We start from the raw sequence: 18,881 nt of genomic DNA on the forward strand, positions 1-18,881 counted from the left end.
ATTCGTTCTCACTCCAGGTTGAGCGTGATGCCCAGCGCGGTGGCCACGTCGACGAGCGTCTCCGTCTGCGCCTCCAGCGCTTCGATGGCCGCCTTCACCTTCTGCCGGCCCTCAGTATTGTCGATCGCCTGGTCGAACGGGCCGGGGATTGCCTGGATGGCGTCGAGGCTGGCCTGCAGGCGCTGCTTCATCTCCTCGTCCAGCTTCGAGTCCACCGCGGCCACCAGCTCGTCCAGGCCCTTGCCGTCCTGGGTGCCGTAGCGCCCCAGGTACACGTTCTGGATGCCGAGCGCGTTGGCGTACAGGTCCGCCTTCGTGTTGTCGCTGAAGCAGGAGTGCTCGTCCTCCTGGTCCCTGTTGTCGTAGGCCACCGTCATCCGCTCGCCGGACAGCTCGGCGCCGCTCAGGCTGCCCAGGCCGGTGAGGATCCGCAGCACCGCCTCCTCCGGCTCCTGCGCGCTGAACGTCTTCCCGTAGTTGTTCGCGCCCGGCGCCCACTGCGCCTGCACCGACTCCAGGTCCTTCACCAGCAGGTCCGTCGCGAGCTTCAGGTACTCGCGGCGGCGCTCGGCGTTGGGCGCCGTCGCGAAGTCCGAGGCCGGCCGGTTGCCCGGGCCCGTCTCGCTCTCGTCCTGACCCCACAGCAGGAACTCGATGGCGTGGTAGCCGGTGGCGATGTTCGTCTCACCATCGCGCTCGTTGAGGGAGGTGAGCAGCTCCTCGGTGAGCGTGGGGAACTCGAGGGTGGCGTTGATGATGCCGGCCTCCGGCGCGCCCTTCACCGAGTCGATATACGCCTCGTCCAGCGGCCAGGCGTTGATGAGACCCTCGGGGCCCGTGTCCTCGTCGTCGATGGGGCCGCCGTAGAAGCGGAAGGCCTCGCTCTGGCCGTAGGCGGGACGCGCCGCCAGCCACGCGTTGCGCGCCGCCGTCAGCTTCGCCTCGGTGGGGTCCGCCACGAAGACATCCACCGCCGTCCGCAGCTCCTTCGCCTTCGTCACCACGTCCGTGTAGTTCTCATGCACCAGCGTCGCGTAGCGCTCCACCACCGGCCGGGCTCGCGACTCCTCCAGCGGATCCGTCGCACAACCCGCGGTGGTCAGCGCCCCAGCAACCCATGCCATCCAACCCAGCTTCTTCATGTGTGGCCCTTTCGCGTGCTTCCGTCGAATGGGTCAGGTCGATAGCGAAACTGAGAATCAAAGTCAAAATTGGGGGCCCCAAGGAGCGGCGGTGCGCGTCTGGCCACCGCTCCTGACGGGCTCAGGCGGGGTCATGGGTGGGGCTCGGAGTGCCGGCGCTCAACCGCGCAGGTGGGTGGTGTCGTTCCAGAGCTGGAGGACCTGCTGGTCCCCATCGCCGTCCAGGCCGAGCACGCTGATGGAGGCGGTGTTCAGCGTGAAGAGGCGGCCTTCCGTCGGTGGGAGCCCGAGCCAGCGCGCGGTGAGCACGCGCAGCAGGTGGCCATGGGCGAAGAGGAGCACGTTGCCGTCCACGGAGCGGGCCTCGGCGATGATGCGGTCCGCGCGTGCACCCACGTCCCGCGCGGACTCGCCGCAGGGCACGCCATCCGTCCACAGCATCCAGTTCGGGCTGGTGGCGCGGATCTCCGCCTTGCTCTTGCCCTCGAAGGTGCCGTAGTCCCACTCCATCAGGTCCGAGCGCAGCTGCGCCACGTCCCCGTACCCGGCGAGCGCGCACGTCTCGCTGGCGCGGCTCAGGGGGCTGGTCCACACGGCGGCGAAGTCCCAGGCGCGCAGCGGCTCGCGCAGCTCCGTGGCCATGCGGCGGCCTTCCTCGAGCAGCGGGATGTCCGTGCGGCCGGTGTGCTGGCCGCTGCGGCTCCAGGCGGTGTCTCCATGGCGGACGAGGACGAGCACGGGGGACGCTGGCTTCATGGCATTCCTCTCGGACGTGCGCACTCTGCCACCCCTTGAGGGCTCGGAGGAACCCGGGGAGGGGTGTTGGGCCGGTGGGCGAGGGATGGTCTATCCTCCGGGGATGCGATGGCCGTGGCAGCGGGTGAAGCGGGTGTTGACGCCCGAGGAGGAGGCGCGTCTCGTCGAGGCCATCCGCCGGGCGGAGCAGGGCAACCGGGGCGAGGTCCTCGTGCACGTGGAGCGCCGGTGCGTGGGGGGCAACGCGCTGGCTCGGGCCATGGCGCTCTTCGAGAAGCTCGTGCGCCAGACGGCCTCGGACACCGGGGTGATCCTCTATGTGGCGGTGGAGGAGCGCAAGGTGGCCGTGTTCGCGGGCCGGGGCGTGCGCGGCGCGGCCATGCCCGGCTTCTGGGAGTCCGTGGTGGAGGCGGTGACCGAGGGCCTCGAGCGCGGCGAGCCCGTGTCCGGACTGGAGGTGGCGGTGGAGCGCATTGGTGGACTGCTGCGCGCCGTCATTCCGGGTGAGGACGTGGCGGGCAACGAGCTGCCGGACCGGGTGAGCCAGGGGTGAGCGTCCTGCCCGGACAGCAAGTGATTACTCGAAGGTGACAACCGTGCGCACCCAGCTCTGGGGATTGCTGGAGAGCAGGCGCGAGCGCTCGTTGCGTACGGCAACGGCGGGGGACTCACCGGCGCGGATGCGGGCGCGCACGGCGTCGAAGAAGGGGCCGGCCTCGTCATCGGGGATGTCCGCGGGCGAGGCGATGACGGCGCGGGCGCCGGCCTCGAGGAAGGCGACCGGGAGGCTCCAGGGCTCGTGGTAGTAGGGGGCGGTGCGGGCCGCGCGGCAGGAGGCCAGCAGCACCACCGGCGCACGCTCCAGGCGGTGGCGGCGCACATCTCCGGCCGTCAAGGCGTAGTGGCCATCCGCCTCGGGGGCGAGCACCACCAGGGATGCATCCGAGAGGCCCAGGTTCACCAGGCCGTGGGCGTGCAGATCAATCTCATCCGCGCGCGCCATCTCCGCCAGCACCCGGGAGGGCGTGGCCTCGGCACCGAGAAGGTCCACCCGGCCCGGGGCCGGCTGGGACAGGGTCCAGGCCGCCAGGCGGGGCAGCCCCAGGGAGGCCGGGGCGGCCACATCGCTCACCACCAGCGAGCGGGGCGTGCCCGAGGGAGGCGAAGAGGCCGGGCGGGGACCCCGGCGGTAGCTCCAGGCGAAGTCCGCGGGCAACAGGCCCTCGCGGCCATGCAGCGGGTAGCGGGCGTACACGGACACGGAGGCGCAGGGGCGCAGGGCCCGCAGCACGGGCTCGGGCACCAGCCGGCCCAGGTCCAGCTCGGAGGAGGGGCGGCTGGCCTCGTACGCGCCCACGGGCCGCCCGTCCGCGTCGCGCGCCACCACCAGCGTGCGCCCCTCGGAGAGCTCCACGCCCAGGGTGCAGTGCTCGGGGGCCGGCCCCTGGGACTCCTCGGCGAAGAGCGCCAGGGCCTCGGCGTACTCACCCGACTGGCCCGCGTCGAGGATGAGGGCCGAGTAGCTGTCCGCACGCGCCTTGAGCGCGGTGGTGTCCTCGCGTGGCAGGCGTCCGGCGGCGGCCACCACCTCGCGCAACAGGCGCTGGCCCTGGGCCCGGTCCTGCAGCAGCCGCAGCCGCCCCTCCACGTGGTCCACCACCAGGAGCTGCCCGGGACGCTGCCCGGGTTGTGCCCGCAGCTCCGCCAGCCACTGCGCCACCTTCTGCGCATCGCCCGGCCGCGGCTCCCGCCGCGCCAGCTCCATCAGTGTGTACGCGCTGAGAATGGAGCGCGGGGCTCCACAGGAGGGCACCCGCTCCAGCTCGGCGCGCGCCTGGGCGGGCCGCATCTCCGCCAGCCGGAGCTGGGCGAGTGTCTCCGCCACGTACACCTGGGTGCGGCAGTAGTCCGGCTGGCGGAGCGCGGACTCCTGCAGCCACGCGCGCGCCAGGGCCGAGGCGTCCCGGAAGTACTCGATGCTGCCCAGATCCTGGATGAAGCGCGTCTCCTGGTCCGCGTCATTCAGCCGCCGGGCACGCTCCAGGCCTCGCAGTGCGTGCTCGCGTGCCTCCACCAGCCGGTGCTGCACCCGGTAGAGATAGGTGAGCAAGCCCTCCAGCTCACCGCAGCGCGAGCCGAGCCGCAGGCGCTCGCAGGCGGGCAGTGCCTCGAGGAGGATCTGCTCCGCCTGGGCCAGGCGGCTGGCCGCCACCTGTGCCTGGGCCCGCTGCAGCTCCGTGCTGGAGTCGAACCAGGGGTCCCCCACCGAGCGGGCCGCGGCGGCGTACGCGTCGAGCCGTGCGGGCAGCCGGTTGAGCAGGGGCAGCGCGCCCAGGAGGATGTCCAGCTCGCCCGCGGCCTTGAGCTCGCGCAGGAAGCGCTCGGCGGCGGCGGGCTCCAGGGCCTTGCCGGCCAGCACCTGGGAGAAGGTCGTGGCCAGGGGCCCCCGGGTGCGGAAGTCACGCCGCGCGGTGCGCTCCACGTAGCGCTCCAGCACCTGGCCTCCATGGGTGGAGTCCAGCTCGCGGGCCACCGGCAGCAGGGCACGCACGCGCTCGGCGGTGGGCGCGGACCAGACCGACAGGTACAGGTACTTGCGCACCAGCCCCGGGGCCTCGCGCACGGTGCCCTCGGGCAGGGACGTGCCCTGGGCGGCGAGTGCCTTGCACGCCTCCCATGCCGCCTTCCACCGCTGCTGGCGCTGCTGGGTGGCGCGCTCCACGGCCTCGGCGCGCTGGCGTCCCTCCTCGCTCCAACCCGGCTCGCCCAGGGCGGCCACCTGGCGGAAACCCTCGGCCGACAGCAGATCCAACCCCAGCTCGCGCAGGACGAGGGCCCGGTTCCACAGCGCCGCGGGGTGGCGGGGCTCCCGCTCCAGCACCCCCTCCAGCAGCACCAGTGCCTCCTCCAGCGCGCCACGCGAGAGCGCGAGCGCCGCCCGATCACTGTCCTCGCCGGGCGAGTGACCCGCCTGCTTCAGCGCCTCCGCCGCTCGCTCCGGCTCACCCGCCAGCAACTGGGCCATGGCCAGCCCGTGCCAGTCCCGCGCGTCCTCCAGGGCCGCCAGCGCCTTGAGGGGCAGTGGCTCGCGGGGGCGCTCCTCACCCGAGCGCCGCACGCCGTAGGGCCGCCAGCCGGAGGCCCCCTGCCAGCTCAGCCGTGCCTCCAGTGAGCGCGTGGGGGCGAGCGCCAGGACCACCGGCTCCTCTCCCGGCCCGGAGCCGCGCGGCACCACCAGCACGAGGAGCGCCACCAGCGCTCCACCCAGCCCCACGGCCAGCAGCGCCTGGCGTCGCCGGCTCCAGGCGGGGCGGAAGGCGCGCGCCGCCTGCTCCACGGGCGCCACCGCTGGCTGCTCGCCCAGCCTCTCGCCCATCGCCTGGAGCTGGAGGATGTCTCCCAGCTCCGCCTGGCACTGCTCGCAAACCCCCAGGTGCTGGCGGAAGGACTCGGCCTGGGCGGGCTCCAGCTCCCCGTCCGCGAAGGCATGCACCTGGTCGTGAATCTCACTCATGGCGCTCCCCCTTGGCCGGGGTTGGTTGCACCGGGCCGGCCAGCAGCTCGCGCAGCATGCGCCGCGCGCGGACGAGCCGGGTGCCCACCGTGTTCTTCGCGATGCCCAGCCGCAGGGCGATCTCCTCGTACGAGCGGCCTTCCAGGCTGTGCATCCGGTACACCTCGCGGAAGGGCTCGGGTACCTGGCCCAGCACCTCGCGCAGCTGCTCGAGGCTGATGGAGGCCCAGGCCGGAGCGGCCTCGCCCTCGGGGGCCGCCACGTGCTCCGCGAGCTCCTCCGCGGACACATCCGCGCGCGGCTCGCGCGTGCGGGAGCGGCACCTGTCGATGAAGAGGCGGTGGAGGATGGTGAGCAACCAGGCCCGTCCATCCGTCCCCACCTGGAAGCGCTCCAGGTTGCGCAGCCCCCGCTCCAGCGTGTCCTGCACCAGGTCGCGCGCGTCCGCCGCGTTGCCGCACAGGCGCAGCGCCGTGGCGTGGAGGGCGGGCTCATGCTGCCGCGCGAAGGCGGCGTACCATCTGCTGTCCAGTCGGGGCGGGGTGGCAGGCCGTGCTTCCACGCGTGCACCTTGTCCCGCGCGCTCCGGCTCCGTCAAGGCAGCCACCCGGAGCACTCGTCGCTCCCCCACGGGTCCTGCGATTGCCACCTGAGCGAACATGGGTGCCGCCCCTCCTGCTCCCGCCTGGCTGGGAGCTCCACACCCCTTCAACGGCACGGCGCGATTTTCTTCCCCGGCATTTTCCGCTTCTGGCGGACTCGCTTTCCTTTCTTGTAGAACGGGAGAAATCTTCCACACGTACACGCTGCAGGGGGCCAGAACTCCGTCAACGGTTGTCCCGACGCCCTCTGCAACACCCTCATCCAACAGGCGGGCGGATGGCACACCGGGCCAGTGGTGGCGAGGCCCGGTGTGGAACCCGGACCCCATCGCCCTGGACAACATCATCGACTGATCTCCAGCTATGCGAGCTCCTCGAACGAGGAGGTGCGGCGGGCGGCGGCGAAGGCCCCGCGCAAGGTGCCTTCCGAGCAGTCCCAGCAGGTGCTGTTGGGGCTGGTGGGGGACGAGGCGTCACGAGTGCAGGTGACCGCTCACGCAGGACAAGACGGAGCGCAGCCTGCGCACCCGCATCCACAACCTGCTGGAGACGTGAGCGGGCGGTGAGGGAGGGGGGCCGGGGATTCAACTCCGGCCGGACAGCCACTCCTGGAAGTACGCGGCCGTGGGCGGGAACTGGTCCACCTTGCACCAATCCACCAGGTACAGTTGGTGCCGCGTGGCGAATCCCGCCACCAGACGGATGTCTCCCTCGGCGCCGGTGAGCCCCTTCGGCGAACGGAGGGCCAGCACCTGGATGCGTCCTCCCCGCTGCAGCCCGTACAGCGTGAGCCCCGAGGGCTGCTTCACGGCGAAGCCTCCCGCGACCCGTCCCGCCTTGCCCTGGAATGACACCCCGTCCAACCACGCGGCCGTCTCCCCCAGGTCTTTTCGCAGCTCATCCAGGGTGAGCCAGGTTCCCTCCAGCGGCGAGGGCACTTCCTTGCGGATGTGGAGCGTGTTGAAGCCGGCGCCCTGGCGGTGCTCCTGGTGGATGCGCGCCACGGCCCTCATGTCTTTCTCGATGGAGGCCTCGAGCGTGTGCGCCACGAGCTCGATCTGCCGCCAGTCGTCCTCGTGCAGCTCGAGCACCTGCTGGCCCGGCTTCGTCGAGCCCTCCTCGAGGCCGGGGAGTGCGTCCGAGAGGGAGGGCAGCGAATAGAGGATGTCTTTCGGATTCATCGTCGCGGTCTGCATCCGTGGGGTGGTGGGCCAGGGTCTTCTCAATCGCGGAAGACCCTCACCCCAGCCCTCTCCCAGAGGGAGAGGGAGCCTCAGCGCTTCAGGCCGCGCTTGATTTCAGCGCACACCTGCCGGGCCGCCGCCGGCCCATCCGCCTGCGCCGCGCGGACGATGGCACTGCCCACCACCACGCCATCCGCGTGGGCACCCACCACCCGCGCCTGCTCGGCGTTGGAGATGCCGAAACCCGCCGCCACCGGGACCGGTGACGTGCGCCGCACCATCTCCAGCCGCTCGGACAGGTTGGCCGGCAGCTCCGAGCGCATGCCCGTCACACCCGCCACCGACACGCAGTACACGAAGCCCCTCGCATCCTTCGCGATGCTCTCCGCCCGCGCCGGTGACGTGGTGGGCGCGCACAGGGGGATGAGGTCCAGCCCCTCCTTGTCGAAGGCCGCGCGGATGCCCTCGCTCTCCTCGGGCGGCAGGTCCGGCAGGATGGTGCCCGATACTCCGCGCTCCCGGGCCAGCTTCGCGTAGCGCTCCTCGCCCAGGGCCATCACCACGTTGACGTACGTCATCACCACCAGCGGCGTCTGGGGGCAGCGCGCACGCACCGCCGGCACCACCTCGTCCAGCACCCGCTTGAGCGTGGCGCCCGCCTTCAGCGCCCGCTCGGACGCGGCCTGGATGACCGGGCCGTCGGCGATGGGGTCACTGAACGCCACGCCAATCTCGAGGATGTCCGCGCCGCCTTCCACGCACGCGGCGAACACGTCCACCGAGCGGGTCAGGTCCGGATCTCCCGCCATGGCGTACGCCACCAGCGCGCCCTCTCCGCGGGCCTTCGCCCGGGCGAACGCTTCCGCGATCTCGCCGCTCATGCTTTCTCCTGGGTGGCGGCGGGAATGCCCCGCGCCGCGATGGTGGCCACGTCCTTGTCTCCGCGGCCCGAGCAGTTGATGACCAGGTGCTTGCCCTTGCCCAGCTCCCGCGCCAGCTCACCCGCGCGCGCGAAGGCGTGCGAGGACTCCAGCGCGGGGAGGATGCCCTCGGTGCGGGACACCCTGTAGAAGGCCGCCAGCGCCTCGTCGTCCGTGGCGGTGCGCACCTCCACGCGGCCCGTCTTCGCCAGGTGCGCCAGCTCCGGCCCCACGCCCGGGTAGTCCAGGCCCGCGGAGATGGAGTGCGCCTCGATGATCTGCCCGTTCTCGTCCTGCAGCACCAGCGAGCGCGAGCCGTGCAGCACGCCCTCCGTCCCCAGCGTCAGGGACGCGCCGTGCTGTCCCGAGTCCAGGCCGTGGCCACCGGCCTCCACGCCCACCAGCCGCACGTCCTTGTCCTCGACGAAGGGGTGGAGCGCGCCGATGGCGTTCGAGCCGCCGCCGATGCACGCGATGATGGCGTCCGGCAGCTTGCCGAAGGCCACCAGCGACTGCGTGCGGATTTCGCGGCCGATAACGGACTGGAAGTCCCGGACGATGGTGGGGTAGGGGTGCGGACCGGCCGCGCTGCCGATGACGTAGTAGGTGTCCTCGACCTGGGCCACCCAGATGCGCATGGCCTCGTTCATCGCGTCCTTGAGCGTGCGCGAGCCCGACTCCACCGCGTGCACCGTGGCCCCGAGCGCCTTCATGCGGAAGACGTTGAGCGCCTGGCGCTCCACGTCCAGCGCGCCCATGTACACCTCGCACGTCAGGCCGAACAGGGCGCACGCGGTGGCGGTGGCCACGCCGTGCTGGCCCGCGCCCGTCTCCGCGATGACGCGCTTCTTGCCCATCCGCCTGGCCAGCAGCACCTGGCCGATGGTGTTGTTGATTTTGTGGGCGCCCGTGTGCGCGAGGTCCTCGCGCTTGAGCCACACCTCGGCGCCTCCCCACTGCTCGGTGAGCCGGCGCGCGGGCGTCAGGGGCGTCTCGCGCCCGACGAACTCGCGCAGCACCTGCGTCACCTGCTCATCGAAGGCCGGGTCCTTGCGAGCCTCGGCATAGGCCTGTTCCAGCTCCAACAGCGCCGGCACGAGCGTCTCTGGCACATAACGGCCGCCATAACGCCCGAAGCGGCCCGGGGCGGTTTGCGTGTCCATGTTCTCCATCACTCCCAAGCCAGGGTCTTCACGGCGCGCACGAAGGCGCGCACCGCGTCCGCATCCTTGACGCCGGGGCTGACTTCCACCCCGCTCGCCACATCCACGCCGTAGGGCCGGGTGGCCCGCACGGCTTCCCGCACATTGTCCGGATTGAGTCCACCGGCCACCAGCACCGGCACGCCCGCGTCCGCGAGCCGCGCCACCAGCGACCAGTCGAACCCCACGCCGCCGCCCCCGTAGCCCGGCGCCGCCCCGTCCAGCAGCAGCGTGGCCACGTCACCCGCGCCCACGTAGGTGCGCGCCTTCTCCACGTCCTCGGGCCCGCGCACCCGCAGGGCCTTGATGACCGGCACGCCGTAGCCCGCGCAGGCCTCGGGCGGCTCGTCGCCGTGCAACTGCACCGACGTCAGCCCGCAGTCCCGTACCCGCAAGCGGATGATGTCCGGCGACTCGTTGACGAACACGCCCACCACCGCGCCCAGTGCCGGCCGCGTGCGCGCGAGGGCCGCCGCCACCTCCGGCGTCACGTACCGGGGCGAACGCGGGTAGAAGTTGAGCCCGAGCGCGTCCGTGCCCGCGGCCCAGGCCATCCGCGCGTCCTCCACGCGGGTGACACCGCAGATCTTCACCCGGGTGCTCACGGCGCCCCCGCGAGCAGTCGCGCCAACGCACGGCCCGGCTCCGCGTCGCGCAGCAGGGACTCGCCCACCAGCACGGCATCGGCTCCCGAGGCCCGCGCCGCCACGAAGTCCTCGCCCGTCTTGAGGCCGCTCTCCGCCACCAGCGCCTTCGCCCGGCTGCGCAGCGTGGGGATGACCTTCAAGGCGGTGTTGATGTCGGTGCGCAGCGTGGCGAGGTTCCGGTTGTTGATGCCCACCAGCTCCGCGCCCGCCTTCAGCGCCCGCTCGGCGTGCTCCTGCGTGTGGGCCTCGACGAGCGCCGCCACCCGGCAGGCCTTCGCCGCGGCCACCATCTCCGCGAGCGGTCCGTCCTCGAGCGCATCCGCGATGAGCAGGATCGCGTCCGCTCCGAGCGCCGCGCTCTCCTCCACCTCCTGCGGCGCCACCAGGAAGTCCTTGCGCAGCACCGGCAGCGAGATGGCCGCGCGCACCTGGAGCAGGTCCTCGAGGCCGCCGCCGAAGTCCACGTCGTCCGTGAGCACACTCACCGCGCTCGCCCCGGCGGCCTCGTACGCCCGCGCCACCGCGACCAGGTCCTGGTGCGGGAAGTCGCCGCCCGAGGGGCTGCGGCGCTTCACCTCGGCGATGACGTTCACCGGCAGCCCGGGCCGGTGCTGCGTGAGGGCGGCGGCGAAGTCCCGAGAGGGCGGGCGGGGCGCGCGGGCCACCAGCGGCTTGCGCGCGGCGAGCTCCCGGCGCTTGCGCTCGAAGATGAGGGCGAGCTTGTCCGTCTCGGGCGCGCTCATGAGGCGCCTCCGCCCACCAGGGCCTGCAGCTTGGCCGCCGCGGTGCCGGAGTCGATGGACTCCACCGCGCGCAGCACGCCTTCCTTGAGGTCCGCCGCCTTGCCCACCACCACGAGGGCCGCGGCCGCGTTGAGCAGCACCGCCGTGCGCACGCCGGAGCGCTCACCGGCCAGCAGCGCCTCGAGGCGCCGGGCGTTGTCCTCCACGTCCCCGCCGGCGATGGCCTCGGGCGGCACGCGCTCCAGCCCCGCGTCCTCCGGGGAGAGGGAGAAGGTCCGCACCGTGCCGTCCTCGCGCAGCTCCGCCACGTCCGAGACCGTGCAGGGGGAAATCTCATCCAGCCCATCCCGGCCGTGCACCACCCACGCCCGCTTGCTGCCGAGCTTGGACAGTACGCGGGCCGTCTGCTCCAGGCGCTCGCCCGCGAAGGTGCCGAGCAACTGGTAGCGTGCGCCCGCCGGGTTGGTCAGGGGGCCCAGCAGGTTGAAGAGGGTGTGCAGGCCGATTTCGCGCCGGGCGGGCGCCACGTGCCGCAGGGCGCTGTGGTGCGAGGGGGCGAAGAGGAAGCCCACGCCGTGCTCGTCCACGTCCCGCGTCACCTGCTCGTGCGAGCGGTCCATGGGCACGCCCAGCGCGGCCAGCACGTCCGAGCTGCCGCAGCGCGAGGACACCGCCCGGTTGCCGTGTTTGGCCACCGTCACCCCCGCGCCCGCGGCCACGAAGGCCACCGCGGTGGAGATGTTGAAGGTGTGCGCTCCGTCTCCGCCCGTGCCGCAGGTGTCCAACACCACCTCGGCCCTGGGGTGGATGCGCGTGGCGCAGGCGCGCATGGCCTCCGCCGCGCCGAGGATTTCCTCCTCGGTCTCTCCCTTCATCCGCAGCGCGACCGCGAAGGCGCCCACCTGAGCTGGCGTCGCCTCGCCCGCGAGCATCTGTCCCATGACGCGGACCATTTCCTCGCGCGACAGATCGCGCCGGCCCACCACTCTGCCCAGCGCTTCCTTGAGCGTCATGTGCCTACTCGGGTCTCCGAAGTGTTCCGCCGCCGGGGTGTGGGCGGCCGGGTTGAAGAGGGCGCCTTGCAGTGAAGAAAGGTGTCCACTTCTTCCGAAAATTCCCGAAGAGTCTCGCTGGGCGGTATGTGGGAATCAATGTAGGACGGGGAATTTTCATTTTTACGGAGGGTGCGTCTTGGCGAGGCCGAGCGTCATCGTGGTGGGGGCCGGGTTGGCGGGGTTGACGTGTGCCCGGCTGCTGCACGAGGCCAAGGTGAAGGTGCGGGTGTTCGAGGCGGGCGACGGCGTGGGAGGCCGCGTGCGCACGGACCTGGTGGACGGCTTCCTGCTGGACCGGGGCTTCCAGGTGTTCCTCACCGCCTACCCGGAGCCGCGACGGTGGTTGGACTACAAGGCACTCGATTTCCAGCGCTTCTTCCCGGGGGCGCTGGTGTGGCGCGCGGGGAAGTTGCACAAGGTGGCGGATCCGTTGCGCCGGCCGCTGCAGGCCGCGGCGCACGCCTTCAACCCGGTGGGCTCGCTCGCCGACAAGTTGCACGTTCTCGACTTGCGCCAGCAGGCGTTGGCGGGCTCGGTGGAGGACGTGTTCCTGCGGAGGCAGTGGCCCTCGCGGGTGTACCTGCGCGACGTGGGCTTCTCCGATGAGATGGTGGAGGCGTTCTTCCGGCCCTTCTTCGGGGGCATCTTCCTGGAGAAGGAGCTGCGCACCTCGAGCCGGGTGCTGGAGTTCGTCTTCCGGATGTTCGCCACGGGGGCCACGGTGGTACCGGCGCGGGGCATGGGGGCGATTCCGGAGCAACTGGCGTCGAAGCTGCCTTTTGGCACGGTGAGGCTGAACACGCTGGTGGAGGAGGTGTGGGGCCACCGGGTGCGGTTGGCGACGGGGGCGCGGGAGGAGGCCGACGCGGTGGTGGTGGCCACGGACGCGCCCGCGGCGGAGGAGCTGTTGCCGGGCATGCCGCCGAGACAGATGAACGCGGTGACGTGCCTGTACTTCGCCGCACCGGAGCCGCCGGTGCGAGGGCCCTACCTGGTGTTGAACGGGGAGGGGAGGGGGCCGGTGAACAACCTCGCGGTGATGAGCGAGGTGGCGCCCACGTACGCGCCGGAGGGACAGGCGCTGATTTCCGTATCGGTGGTGGAGACGGCGGAGGACTCGGAGACGCTGGAGTCGCGGGTGCGCGAGCAGCTCACGGAGTGGTTTGGCGCTGGGGTGGCGCAGTGGAAGCACCTGCGCACGTACGCGATTCCCAATGCGTTGCCAGCGGAGCCGCCCGAGTCCTTCGAGGAGCCCCACCGGAAGGTGAGTTTGTCACCGGGGCTGTACGTCTGTGGGGACTACCGGGAGAACGGCTCGATTGAAGGAGCCATGGTCTCGGGACGCCGGGCCGCGGAAGCCCTCTTGAGGGACCGTGGTCTCGACTGAGCCCATCTCCCCTCGCCCTCCGGGAGAGGGTCGGGGTGAGGGTATCCGTCACCCGGGTTGGTTCATGGCCGCGGCGCTGGCCGTGCTTCCGTGGACCGCGCTGGTGCACGTGCACCCGCCGCGTTTCTTCCTGTGGGCGGCGCTCTACTGCGCGCTGTGGAACGTGCTCTCGTGGAAGGCGCTGGGCGAGAAAGCCCGAACGCTTCTCCTCCCAAGGCGCGCGGACGTGCTGTGGGGTGTGGCGCTGGCGGGCGTGCTGTACGTGGGCTCGCGAGCGGTGCTGTGGGCGACGTGTGGCGGCTTCACGGATGTGCTCTGCGAGCCGCTGACGGCCATCTACGCGACGTTCGGCCAGGGCTCGCTCGGAGCGGCGTTGGCGTTGGCGCTGGTGATTGCCCCGGCCGAGGAGCTGTTCTGGCGCGGCGCGGTGCAACAGGCACTGCGGCCGAGGCTCGGGCGTATCGGGTGCGCGGTGGTGGCCGCGGTGCTGTCGAGCCTCGTGCTGCTTGTTTTCCGTGAGCCGCTGCTGGCGCTGGCGGCGTTCCCCACGTCTCTCGCGTGGGGACTGCTCGCCGAGTGGAGACGCGGCCTCGTGGCCGCGATGGTGAGTCACTCCTTGTGGGATCTGCTCATCGTCATCCTGTTTCCGGTGTTCTAATGGGCGGGCCAGTCTCGTCACTGGACGCAGCGCAGTGGCCGCGGTGGGAGCCCGAGCACGGACCGGTTCCCGACCTGCCCCGATTTGTGCTCCTGTTCCTCTTCGGTACTGGCGCTACTATTGGAAGGAACGAACCGACAAGGAGACACCGCGCAGATGACATCAGAGCAGCGATATTGGTGGCGCATCGCCCTCGAATTGAAACTGCGTAAGTGCAGTGGCGATGCCTTTCAGGACTTCTTTTCGGTCATGATGGGCAAGGTCCACGGAACTGATTTTGTTCGCGTTCGCGCCTATGGCCGTCGTGGCGATAAAGGCTGTGACGGTTACGTACAGTCCAGCGGACAGGTGTTCCAGTGTTACGGCGCGTTGAACGGCGACTCTGGAAAGGTCGATTACCTGATAGGCAAGATGGAAGATGATTACCAGAAGGCGGTGGTTGCCATTCCTAGTCTCATGAAGGAGTGGCACATGGTTCATAATATCGTCGATGGTTTGCCGATTGAGGCAGTCGAGAAGCTTGACGTGATTAAGAAGAGCGATCCTGCTCGTCACTTTGGATTTATCGGGATTGAAGGATTTGAGCAGCGGATTTTTGGCCTAATGGAGAGCGATATTGAGGACCTGTTGGGTGTCGTCGCCACAGCGAAGGATGCCCAGAATGTGCAAGCTACGGAGATTCGCGAACTCGTCGCGCACATTGCTTCGAGTTCCGATACAGTCGATTTTGACTCCGCGAACATCAAGCCAGTGCCACCAAATAAACTGGTATTCAATAAACTGCCCAACCACTGGCGAAACTTTATCGCTGGCGGCTGGCCAAATGCTGGTGTCGTAAAATCTTATTTGGATCGCCATCCTGACCCGCTCATGGGCGAGAGGGTCGCGCAGATTTTCCGGGTTCGATATCAATACCTCAAGGCGCAGAACCTGAACCCCGGCGCAATCATGTCTAGTCTCTTCGAAATGGTCACTGGAACAGGTTCGGTGCTCCCAGAGCGAATGGTCGCTGCCCAGGCTCTGCTCTCGTTTCTTTTCGAGAGTTGCGACATTTTTGAAGATGAGCCAGCGAAGGTTGCGTCATGATTCTGCCGACGAAACATCTTCGTAAAGATCGGGCTATACTGAGTGTTGGTGGTGAGATCCTGTCACAACTCGACGAGCCTTACACTGTTTCCGAGCTCTGGGAACGTGTTCGCCGAGCGCGAAATGGCAGTTTCGCTGTGACACTTACCTTCGATTGGTTCATTCTGGCGTTGAGCTTCCTCTACGCGGTTTCGGCGATCGACTTCGCTGACGGCGTAATCACTGCGAGTACCCGATGATTCGCGCGATCGAGAGTAGCATTCCAACCTTCAAGCCCGTGCGCTTTCATGCTGGCTTCAATGTTTTGCTCGCTGATACTCGGCCGGACTCTACGCTAGGACAAACACGAAACAGCGCTGGCAAGACCAGTCTTGTTGAGATTGTGCATTTTTTATTGGGAGCAAATGTCGACAAGGACTCCTTGTTCAAGACTGCTGCCCTGGTTGGTCATACTTTCTACGGCGATTTCTTGATAGGAGGTGAGTCGATTAGGGTCGCGCGTACAGGATTGGAGCCATCTAGATTCTTCTTGTTGAACGGTAGTGCAAGTAGATTTCCCTTGTCGGTGAAGGTCGAGAAGGGAACAGGGCGCGAATATGTTTCACAAGATAGCTGGCGGTCGTTCCTTGGGCACAAGATGTTTGATTTACCCCTTGAACGGGCTAATACAATCTACGATGAGTCGTTTACGCCATCTTTCCGCTCAATGTTTTCGTACTTCGCGCGGCGACGAAGTACAGGCGGGTTTCTTAATCCAGAGAAGCAATCAACGGCGCAGCAACGGTCCGATTATCAGGTCAATCTTTCTTACCTTTTAGGGCTCGATTGGCGGATCCCGCACGAGTTTGAAAAGGTGCGGGTGCGAGAGAGGACGTTAACCGAACTGAAAAAGGCTGCTAAAGGTGGTGCCTTGGGGGCGGTCCTCGGTACGGCTGCAGAATTGCGGCCTCAGGTAACAATTGCGGAAACCAGGGCGCAAAAACTACGTGAGCAGCTTGCTAATTTCGAGGTGCTTGATTCCTACAGGGATCTCTCGCGGAGAGCAGCGAAGGCCAAGACGGACATGCAGGCGATTGGTCGCGAAGTCGTCTCCCTCCATGAGTCTCGCGAACACCTGGAGCGATCTCTGGAGGCAGAGCAACCACCGGCCAAGTCGGACCTTGAGCGGCTCTATGCTGCCGTCGGCCTTGAGTTGCCTGGGGTTGCGCTGCGACGCTTTGCGGATGTTGACCGGTTTTATGAATCTGTGATCGGAAATCGTCGCTCACACCTTCGGCAAGAGATCGAAGATGTTCGTGCACGTATAGCTGACGGAGAACTCCGTATGGCGAAACTCGATACTGAGCGCAGCGAACTGTTGCGCGCTCTCGAAGGTCGCGGGGCGCTGGAGGATTTTCTTAAGCTTCAAGGTGATCTTGCGACGTTAGAAGCTTCAGCGGCGGCTCTTCGCGAGCGCTTCAAGGCTGCGGAGATGCTCGAAGGCGAAGCGACAAAACTCGACATAGATCGCATCAATTTGAAGCGACGTCTGCAGGAGGACCATCAACAACGGTACGCCCTGATAGACGAGGCTATTATAATTATCGCAGACGCCATTGCGGCCTTGTATGACGATCGGGCAGGACGTTTTATCATTGATGCAACAGATAATGGGCCTGAGTTCCGTATTTCCATTGAAGGGGATCGAGGTGGTGGTATCTCCAATATGGAGATTTTTTGCTTGGATTTGGCACTCATGAGGTTGGTTGGAGATCGCCTTGGTGGCCCTGGTTTCTTGATACATGACAGCCATCTTTTCGATGGGGTGGACCCGCGACAGGTCGCAAGGGCCCTGGTTCTTGGCGCACAAGTGGCAGAATCAAGGCAACAGCAGTACATCGTTACGATGAACTCGGACATTTTCGGGAATCTCCCGCTGCCCAGTGAATTGGATTTGCAGCGGGCTGTTCTGCCAACACGGCTTTCGGATGAGACTGACACAGGGGGGCTCTTTGGCTTTAGGTTCGAGTAGTCGTGTTGCTCAAACACGGCTAACCGGCGCTCGCTCAAGAGATTTAGACGCTCTCCGCAGCAGATAGCCTTCTCTACCAGCTTGCGCGCATAGGCTAAAACCGTACACAGATGGCTCGTGGTTGGGCCCCAGCCCTCGGTAGCTCGGAGCGAGGGGGACTGGGGACATGAGCCGAGCTCGGGATGTTGGATACCCTCACCCCAGCCCTCTCCCAGAGAGCCTGTCGCGAAAGGTAGTGCGGAGGGGTTGACTTCGCAGGTCAACAAGAGGTGAAGCTTCGGGGATGGGAACCCGAGGCAAGAAGCAGCCGGCCAGGCGACTACCGGACATGAGGCCAGAGACGGAGCAGGCCGAGCGGCTGGCCAGCACGTTGGAGGAGGTGGAGGTAGAGGGGGTAGGGAAGTTGCGCTTCGTGGTGGGCGACAAGCAGAGGCTGCACATCGGGACGCAACCGCTTGGTAGCTACCTGGAGCAGGCGCAGTTGGGGTGGGTGGTGAAGCTGGGGCAGTGGCTGGAGGAGATGGAGTGGGGGGGCTTCTTTGGGGCGTACAAACCCGGGGGGAGAGCGCCGCTGCACCCCAGGCTGGTGGTGGGGTTGTTCGTGTACGGGCTGCTGAACAAGCAGTGGGGATTGAGGCCGCTGGAGAAGCTGGCGCGCAGGGATGTGGGGGCGTGGTGGCTATGCGGCGGAGAGCAGCCCGACCACAGCACCCTGGGACGCTTCTGCCTGCTGCACCTGGAAATACTCACCGAGGACTTCTTCGTGGAGGTGACACGCAAGGTGTTGCGGGAGGTGGGAGTGCAAGCGGGAATAGTGGCCGCGGACGGCACGGTGGTGGAGGCGGCGGCGGGACTGGCCTCGCTGGTGAAGCAGGTGGCCTTGGAGGAGCAGGTGGCCCAGGCGCGCAGCCGCGCCGAGGCCGAGCCGCCAAACGCCCAGGCGCAGCGGACGGCGGCCACCCTGCAACAGGCGCGGCAGGTGCTCGAGCAGCGGCAGCAGGCACGAGCGCAGGTGGGCAAGCCAGGCGAGTCGGTGAAGGTGTCGAGCAGCGAGCCGGAGGCGATGGTGCAGCCACGCAAGGACGGGCCGGTGCGTCCCAGTTACAAGCCATGCCTGCTGGTGCACGAGAAGCGAATCATCATCGGCCAGAGTCTGCACCCCGCCAGTGAGACGGCCAGTGTCGTGCCACTGCTGGTGCAGCATGGACAGGTGCTGGAGGACTTGCCGGTGCAACTGCTGCTGGACGCGGGCTTCTTCAGCTTGAATGTGCTGAGCACGTGCGTGCAGGTGGGGGTGGACGTGCTCTGCCCCTCGGGCAAGGCCCACGGGGAGGAGGACTTCGAGCGCAAGGGACACAAGGGCCTGTTCGCCAAGAGCGCCTTCCGTTACGAGGAGGAGTCCGACAGCTACACGTGCCCGGCGGGGCACAGGCTGACAACAACCGGCAGCCTCCAACACCAGGGCCAGGAGCGCAGCTACAGGGAGTACCGTACCCAGGCATGTGCTGGCTGCCCACTGCGTGCGCAATGCACCCAGGCGGAGCATGGCCGCAAGCTCAAGCGCTTCGAAGGCGAGGAGTACAAGGAGGCCATGCAGAAGGTGCTGCAGCAGCCCGCCGCACGTGCCTGCTACCGGCGGCGCGGCGCCATCGTGGAGCCGGTATTCGCCGAGCTCAAGGAGCGCCAGGGCTTGCGGCGCTTCCACCGTCGAGGCTTGCGCAAGGCCGCCATGGAACTGGCCCTGCATTGCATCGCCTACAACCTCAAGCAGGCCCTGGGCTCCCAGGTGGTGGTGGTGCGGCTTTTTCTGCTTGCCCGCCTCCCTGGCTCCCCCTGGCTCCTGGTGGACTGCGCTCTGCTCCTCTACGCTCCATAACGCCGGAACCTCCGGCTCCAGGGAGCGCTATACCCTCCTGCTCCCCCCCTCTCGAGCCCTCTTTTGCGACAGGCTCCAGAGGGAGAGGGTGCACACAC

Annotated in this window: 17 protein-coding genes; 7 read left to right on the forward strand and 10 right to left on the reverse strand. The window is 68.1% G+C overall.

The window, feature by feature from the left end; all coding sequences use genetic code 11:
* Window positions 1–8 precede the first annotated feature (8 nt).
* Window positions 9–1,142 (reverse strand): imelysin family protein, encoded by a 1,134-nt coding sequence (locus tag Q664_RS37740; protein ID WP_043407352.1) that lies wholly within the window; start codon window positions 1,140–1,142, stop codon window positions 9–11.
* 159 nt (window positions 1,143–1,301) lie between these two features.
* Entirely contained in the window at window positions 1,302–1,898 is a 597-nt protein-coding gene (locus Q664_RS37745; protein ID WP_043407356.1) for a histidine phosphatase family protein, read from the reverse strand.
* Between the two features lie 103 nt (window positions 1,899–2,001).
* Between Q664_RS37745 and Q664_RS37750 the strand changes: the two genes are divergently transcribed.
* Complete coding sequence (locus tag Q664_RS37750; protein WP_160174584.1) at window positions 2,002–2,451, forward strand: TPM domain-containing protein; 450 nt, start codon at window positions 2,002–2,004, stop codon at window positions 2,449–2,451.
* A 24-nt stretch (window positions 2,452–2,475) separates the two neighbouring features.
* Here Q664_RS37750 and Q664_RS37755 read toward each other — a convergent pair whose 3' ends face one another.
* The 8 genes from Q664_RS37755 to trpD form a co-directional block, all read right to left on the reverse strand.
* Window positions 2,476–5,412, reverse strand: a complete 2,937-nt coding sequence (locus Q664_RS37755) for a CHAT domain-containing protein (RefSeq protein WP_043407359.1) — start codon at window positions 5,410–5,412, stop codon at window positions 2,476–2,478.
* Window positions 5,405–5,974: an RNA polymerase sigma factor gene (locus Q664_RS37760; RefSeq protein WP_235217034.1), complete on the reverse strand. Its 570-nt coding sequence runs from the start codon at window positions 5,972–5,974 to the stop codon at window positions 5,405–5,407. Before Q664_RS37760 ends, Q664_RS37755 begins: the two co-directional genes overlap by 8 nt.
* A 624-nt stretch (window positions 5,975–6,598) precedes the next feature.
* Window positions 6,599–7,195: a hypothetical protein gene (locus Q664_RS53180; RefSeq protein ID WP_152622573.1), complete on the reverse strand. Its 597-nt coding sequence runs from the start codon at window positions 7,193–7,195 to the stop codon at window positions 6,599–6,601.
* 92 nt (window positions 7,196–7,287) lie between these two features.
* A complete protein-coding gene (gene trpA / locus Q664_RS37770; protein ID WP_043407362.1) occupies window positions 7,288–8,079 on the reverse strand; it encodes a tryptophan synthase subunit alpha in 792 nt (263 codons plus the stop codon).
* On the reverse strand, window positions 8,076–9,281 hold the full coding sequence (gene trpB / locus Q664_RS37775) for a tryptophan synthase subunit beta (RefSeq protein ID WP_043407495.1): 1,206 nt from the start codon (window positions 9,279–9,281) through the stop codon (window positions 8,076–8,078). The genes trpA and trpB overlap by 4 nt, the downstream gene beginning before the upstream one ends.
* An 8-nt stretch (window positions 9,282–9,289) precedes the next feature.
* Window positions 9,290–9,925: a phosphoribosylanthranilate isomerase gene (locus Q664_RS37780; RefSeq protein WP_043407364.1), complete on the reverse strand. Its 636-nt coding sequence runs from the start codon at window positions 9,923–9,925 to the stop codon at window positions 9,290–9,292.
* On the reverse strand, window positions 9,922–10,710 hold the full coding sequence (locus Q664_RS37785) for an indole-3-glycerol phosphate synthase TrpC (protein ID WP_043407367.1): 789 nt from the start codon (window positions 10,708–10,710) through the stop codon (window positions 9,922–9,924). The genes Q664_RS37780 and Q664_RS37785 overlap by 4 nt, the downstream gene beginning before the upstream one ends.
* On the reverse strand, window positions 10,707–11,723 hold the full coding sequence (trpD, locus tag Q664_RS37790) for an anthranilate phosphoribosyltransferase (RefSeq protein ID WP_043407370.1): 1,017 nt from the start codon (window positions 11,721–11,723) through the stop codon (window positions 10,707–10,709). The genes Q664_RS37785 and trpD overlap by 4 nt, the downstream gene beginning before the upstream one ends.
* A 178-nt stretch (window positions 11,724–11,901) precedes the next feature.
* Between trpD and Q664_RS37795 the strand changes: the two genes are divergently transcribed.
* The 6 genes from Q664_RS37795 (at window position 11,902) to Q664_RS37810 (ending at window position 18,783) form a co-directional block, all read left to right on the forward strand.
* On the forward strand, window positions 11,902–13,152 hold the full coding sequence (locus Q664_RS37795; RefSeq protein ID WP_043407373.1) for an NAD(P)/FAD-dependent oxidoreductase: 1,251 nt from the start codon (window positions 11,902–11,904) through the stop codon (window positions 13,150–13,152).
* Window positions 13,153–13,216: 64 nt separating this feature from the next.
* Window positions 13,217–13,810 carry a CPBP family intramembrane glutamic endopeptidase gene (locus Q664_RS37800; protein ID WP_084610624.1) on the forward strand — a complete coding sequence of 198 codons (594 nt, stop codon included), beginning with the start codon at window positions 13,217–13,219 and terminating at the stop codon, window positions 13,808–13,810.
* A 156-nt stretch (window positions 13,811–13,966) separates the two neighbouring features.
* Complete coding sequence (locus Q664_RS37805; protein WP_043407379.1) at window positions 13,967–14,896, forward strand: ABC-three component system protein; 930 nt, start codon at window positions 13,967–13,969, stop codon at window positions 14,894–14,896.
* Entirely contained in the window at window positions 14,893–15,135 is a 243-nt protein-coding gene (locus tag Q664_RS55570) for an ABC-three component system middle component 6 (protein ID WP_075207631.1), read from the forward strand. The genes Q664_RS37805 and Q664_RS55570 overlap by 4 nt, the downstream gene beginning before the upstream one ends.
* Window positions 15,132–16,907: an ABC-three component system protein gene (locus Q664_RS55575; protein ID WP_075207632.1), complete on the forward strand. Its 1,776-nt coding sequence runs from the start codon at window positions 15,132–15,134 to the stop codon at window positions 16,905–16,907. The genes Q664_RS55570 and Q664_RS55575 overlap by 4 nt, the downstream gene beginning before the upstream one ends.
* 328 nt (window positions 16,908–17,235) lie before the next feature.
* A complete protein-coding gene (locus Q664_RS37810) occupies window positions 17,236–18,783 on the forward strand; it encodes an IS1182 family transposase (protein ID WP_043407381.1) in 1,548 nt (515 codons plus the stop codon).
* Window positions 18,784–18,881 lie beyond the last annotated feature (98 nt).

The sequence above is a fragment of the Archangium violaceum Cb vi76 genome (assembly GCF_000733295.1).
Classification (GTDB): domain Bacteria; phylum Myxococcota; class Myxococcia; order Myxococcales; family Myxococcaceae; genus Archangium; species Archangium violaceum.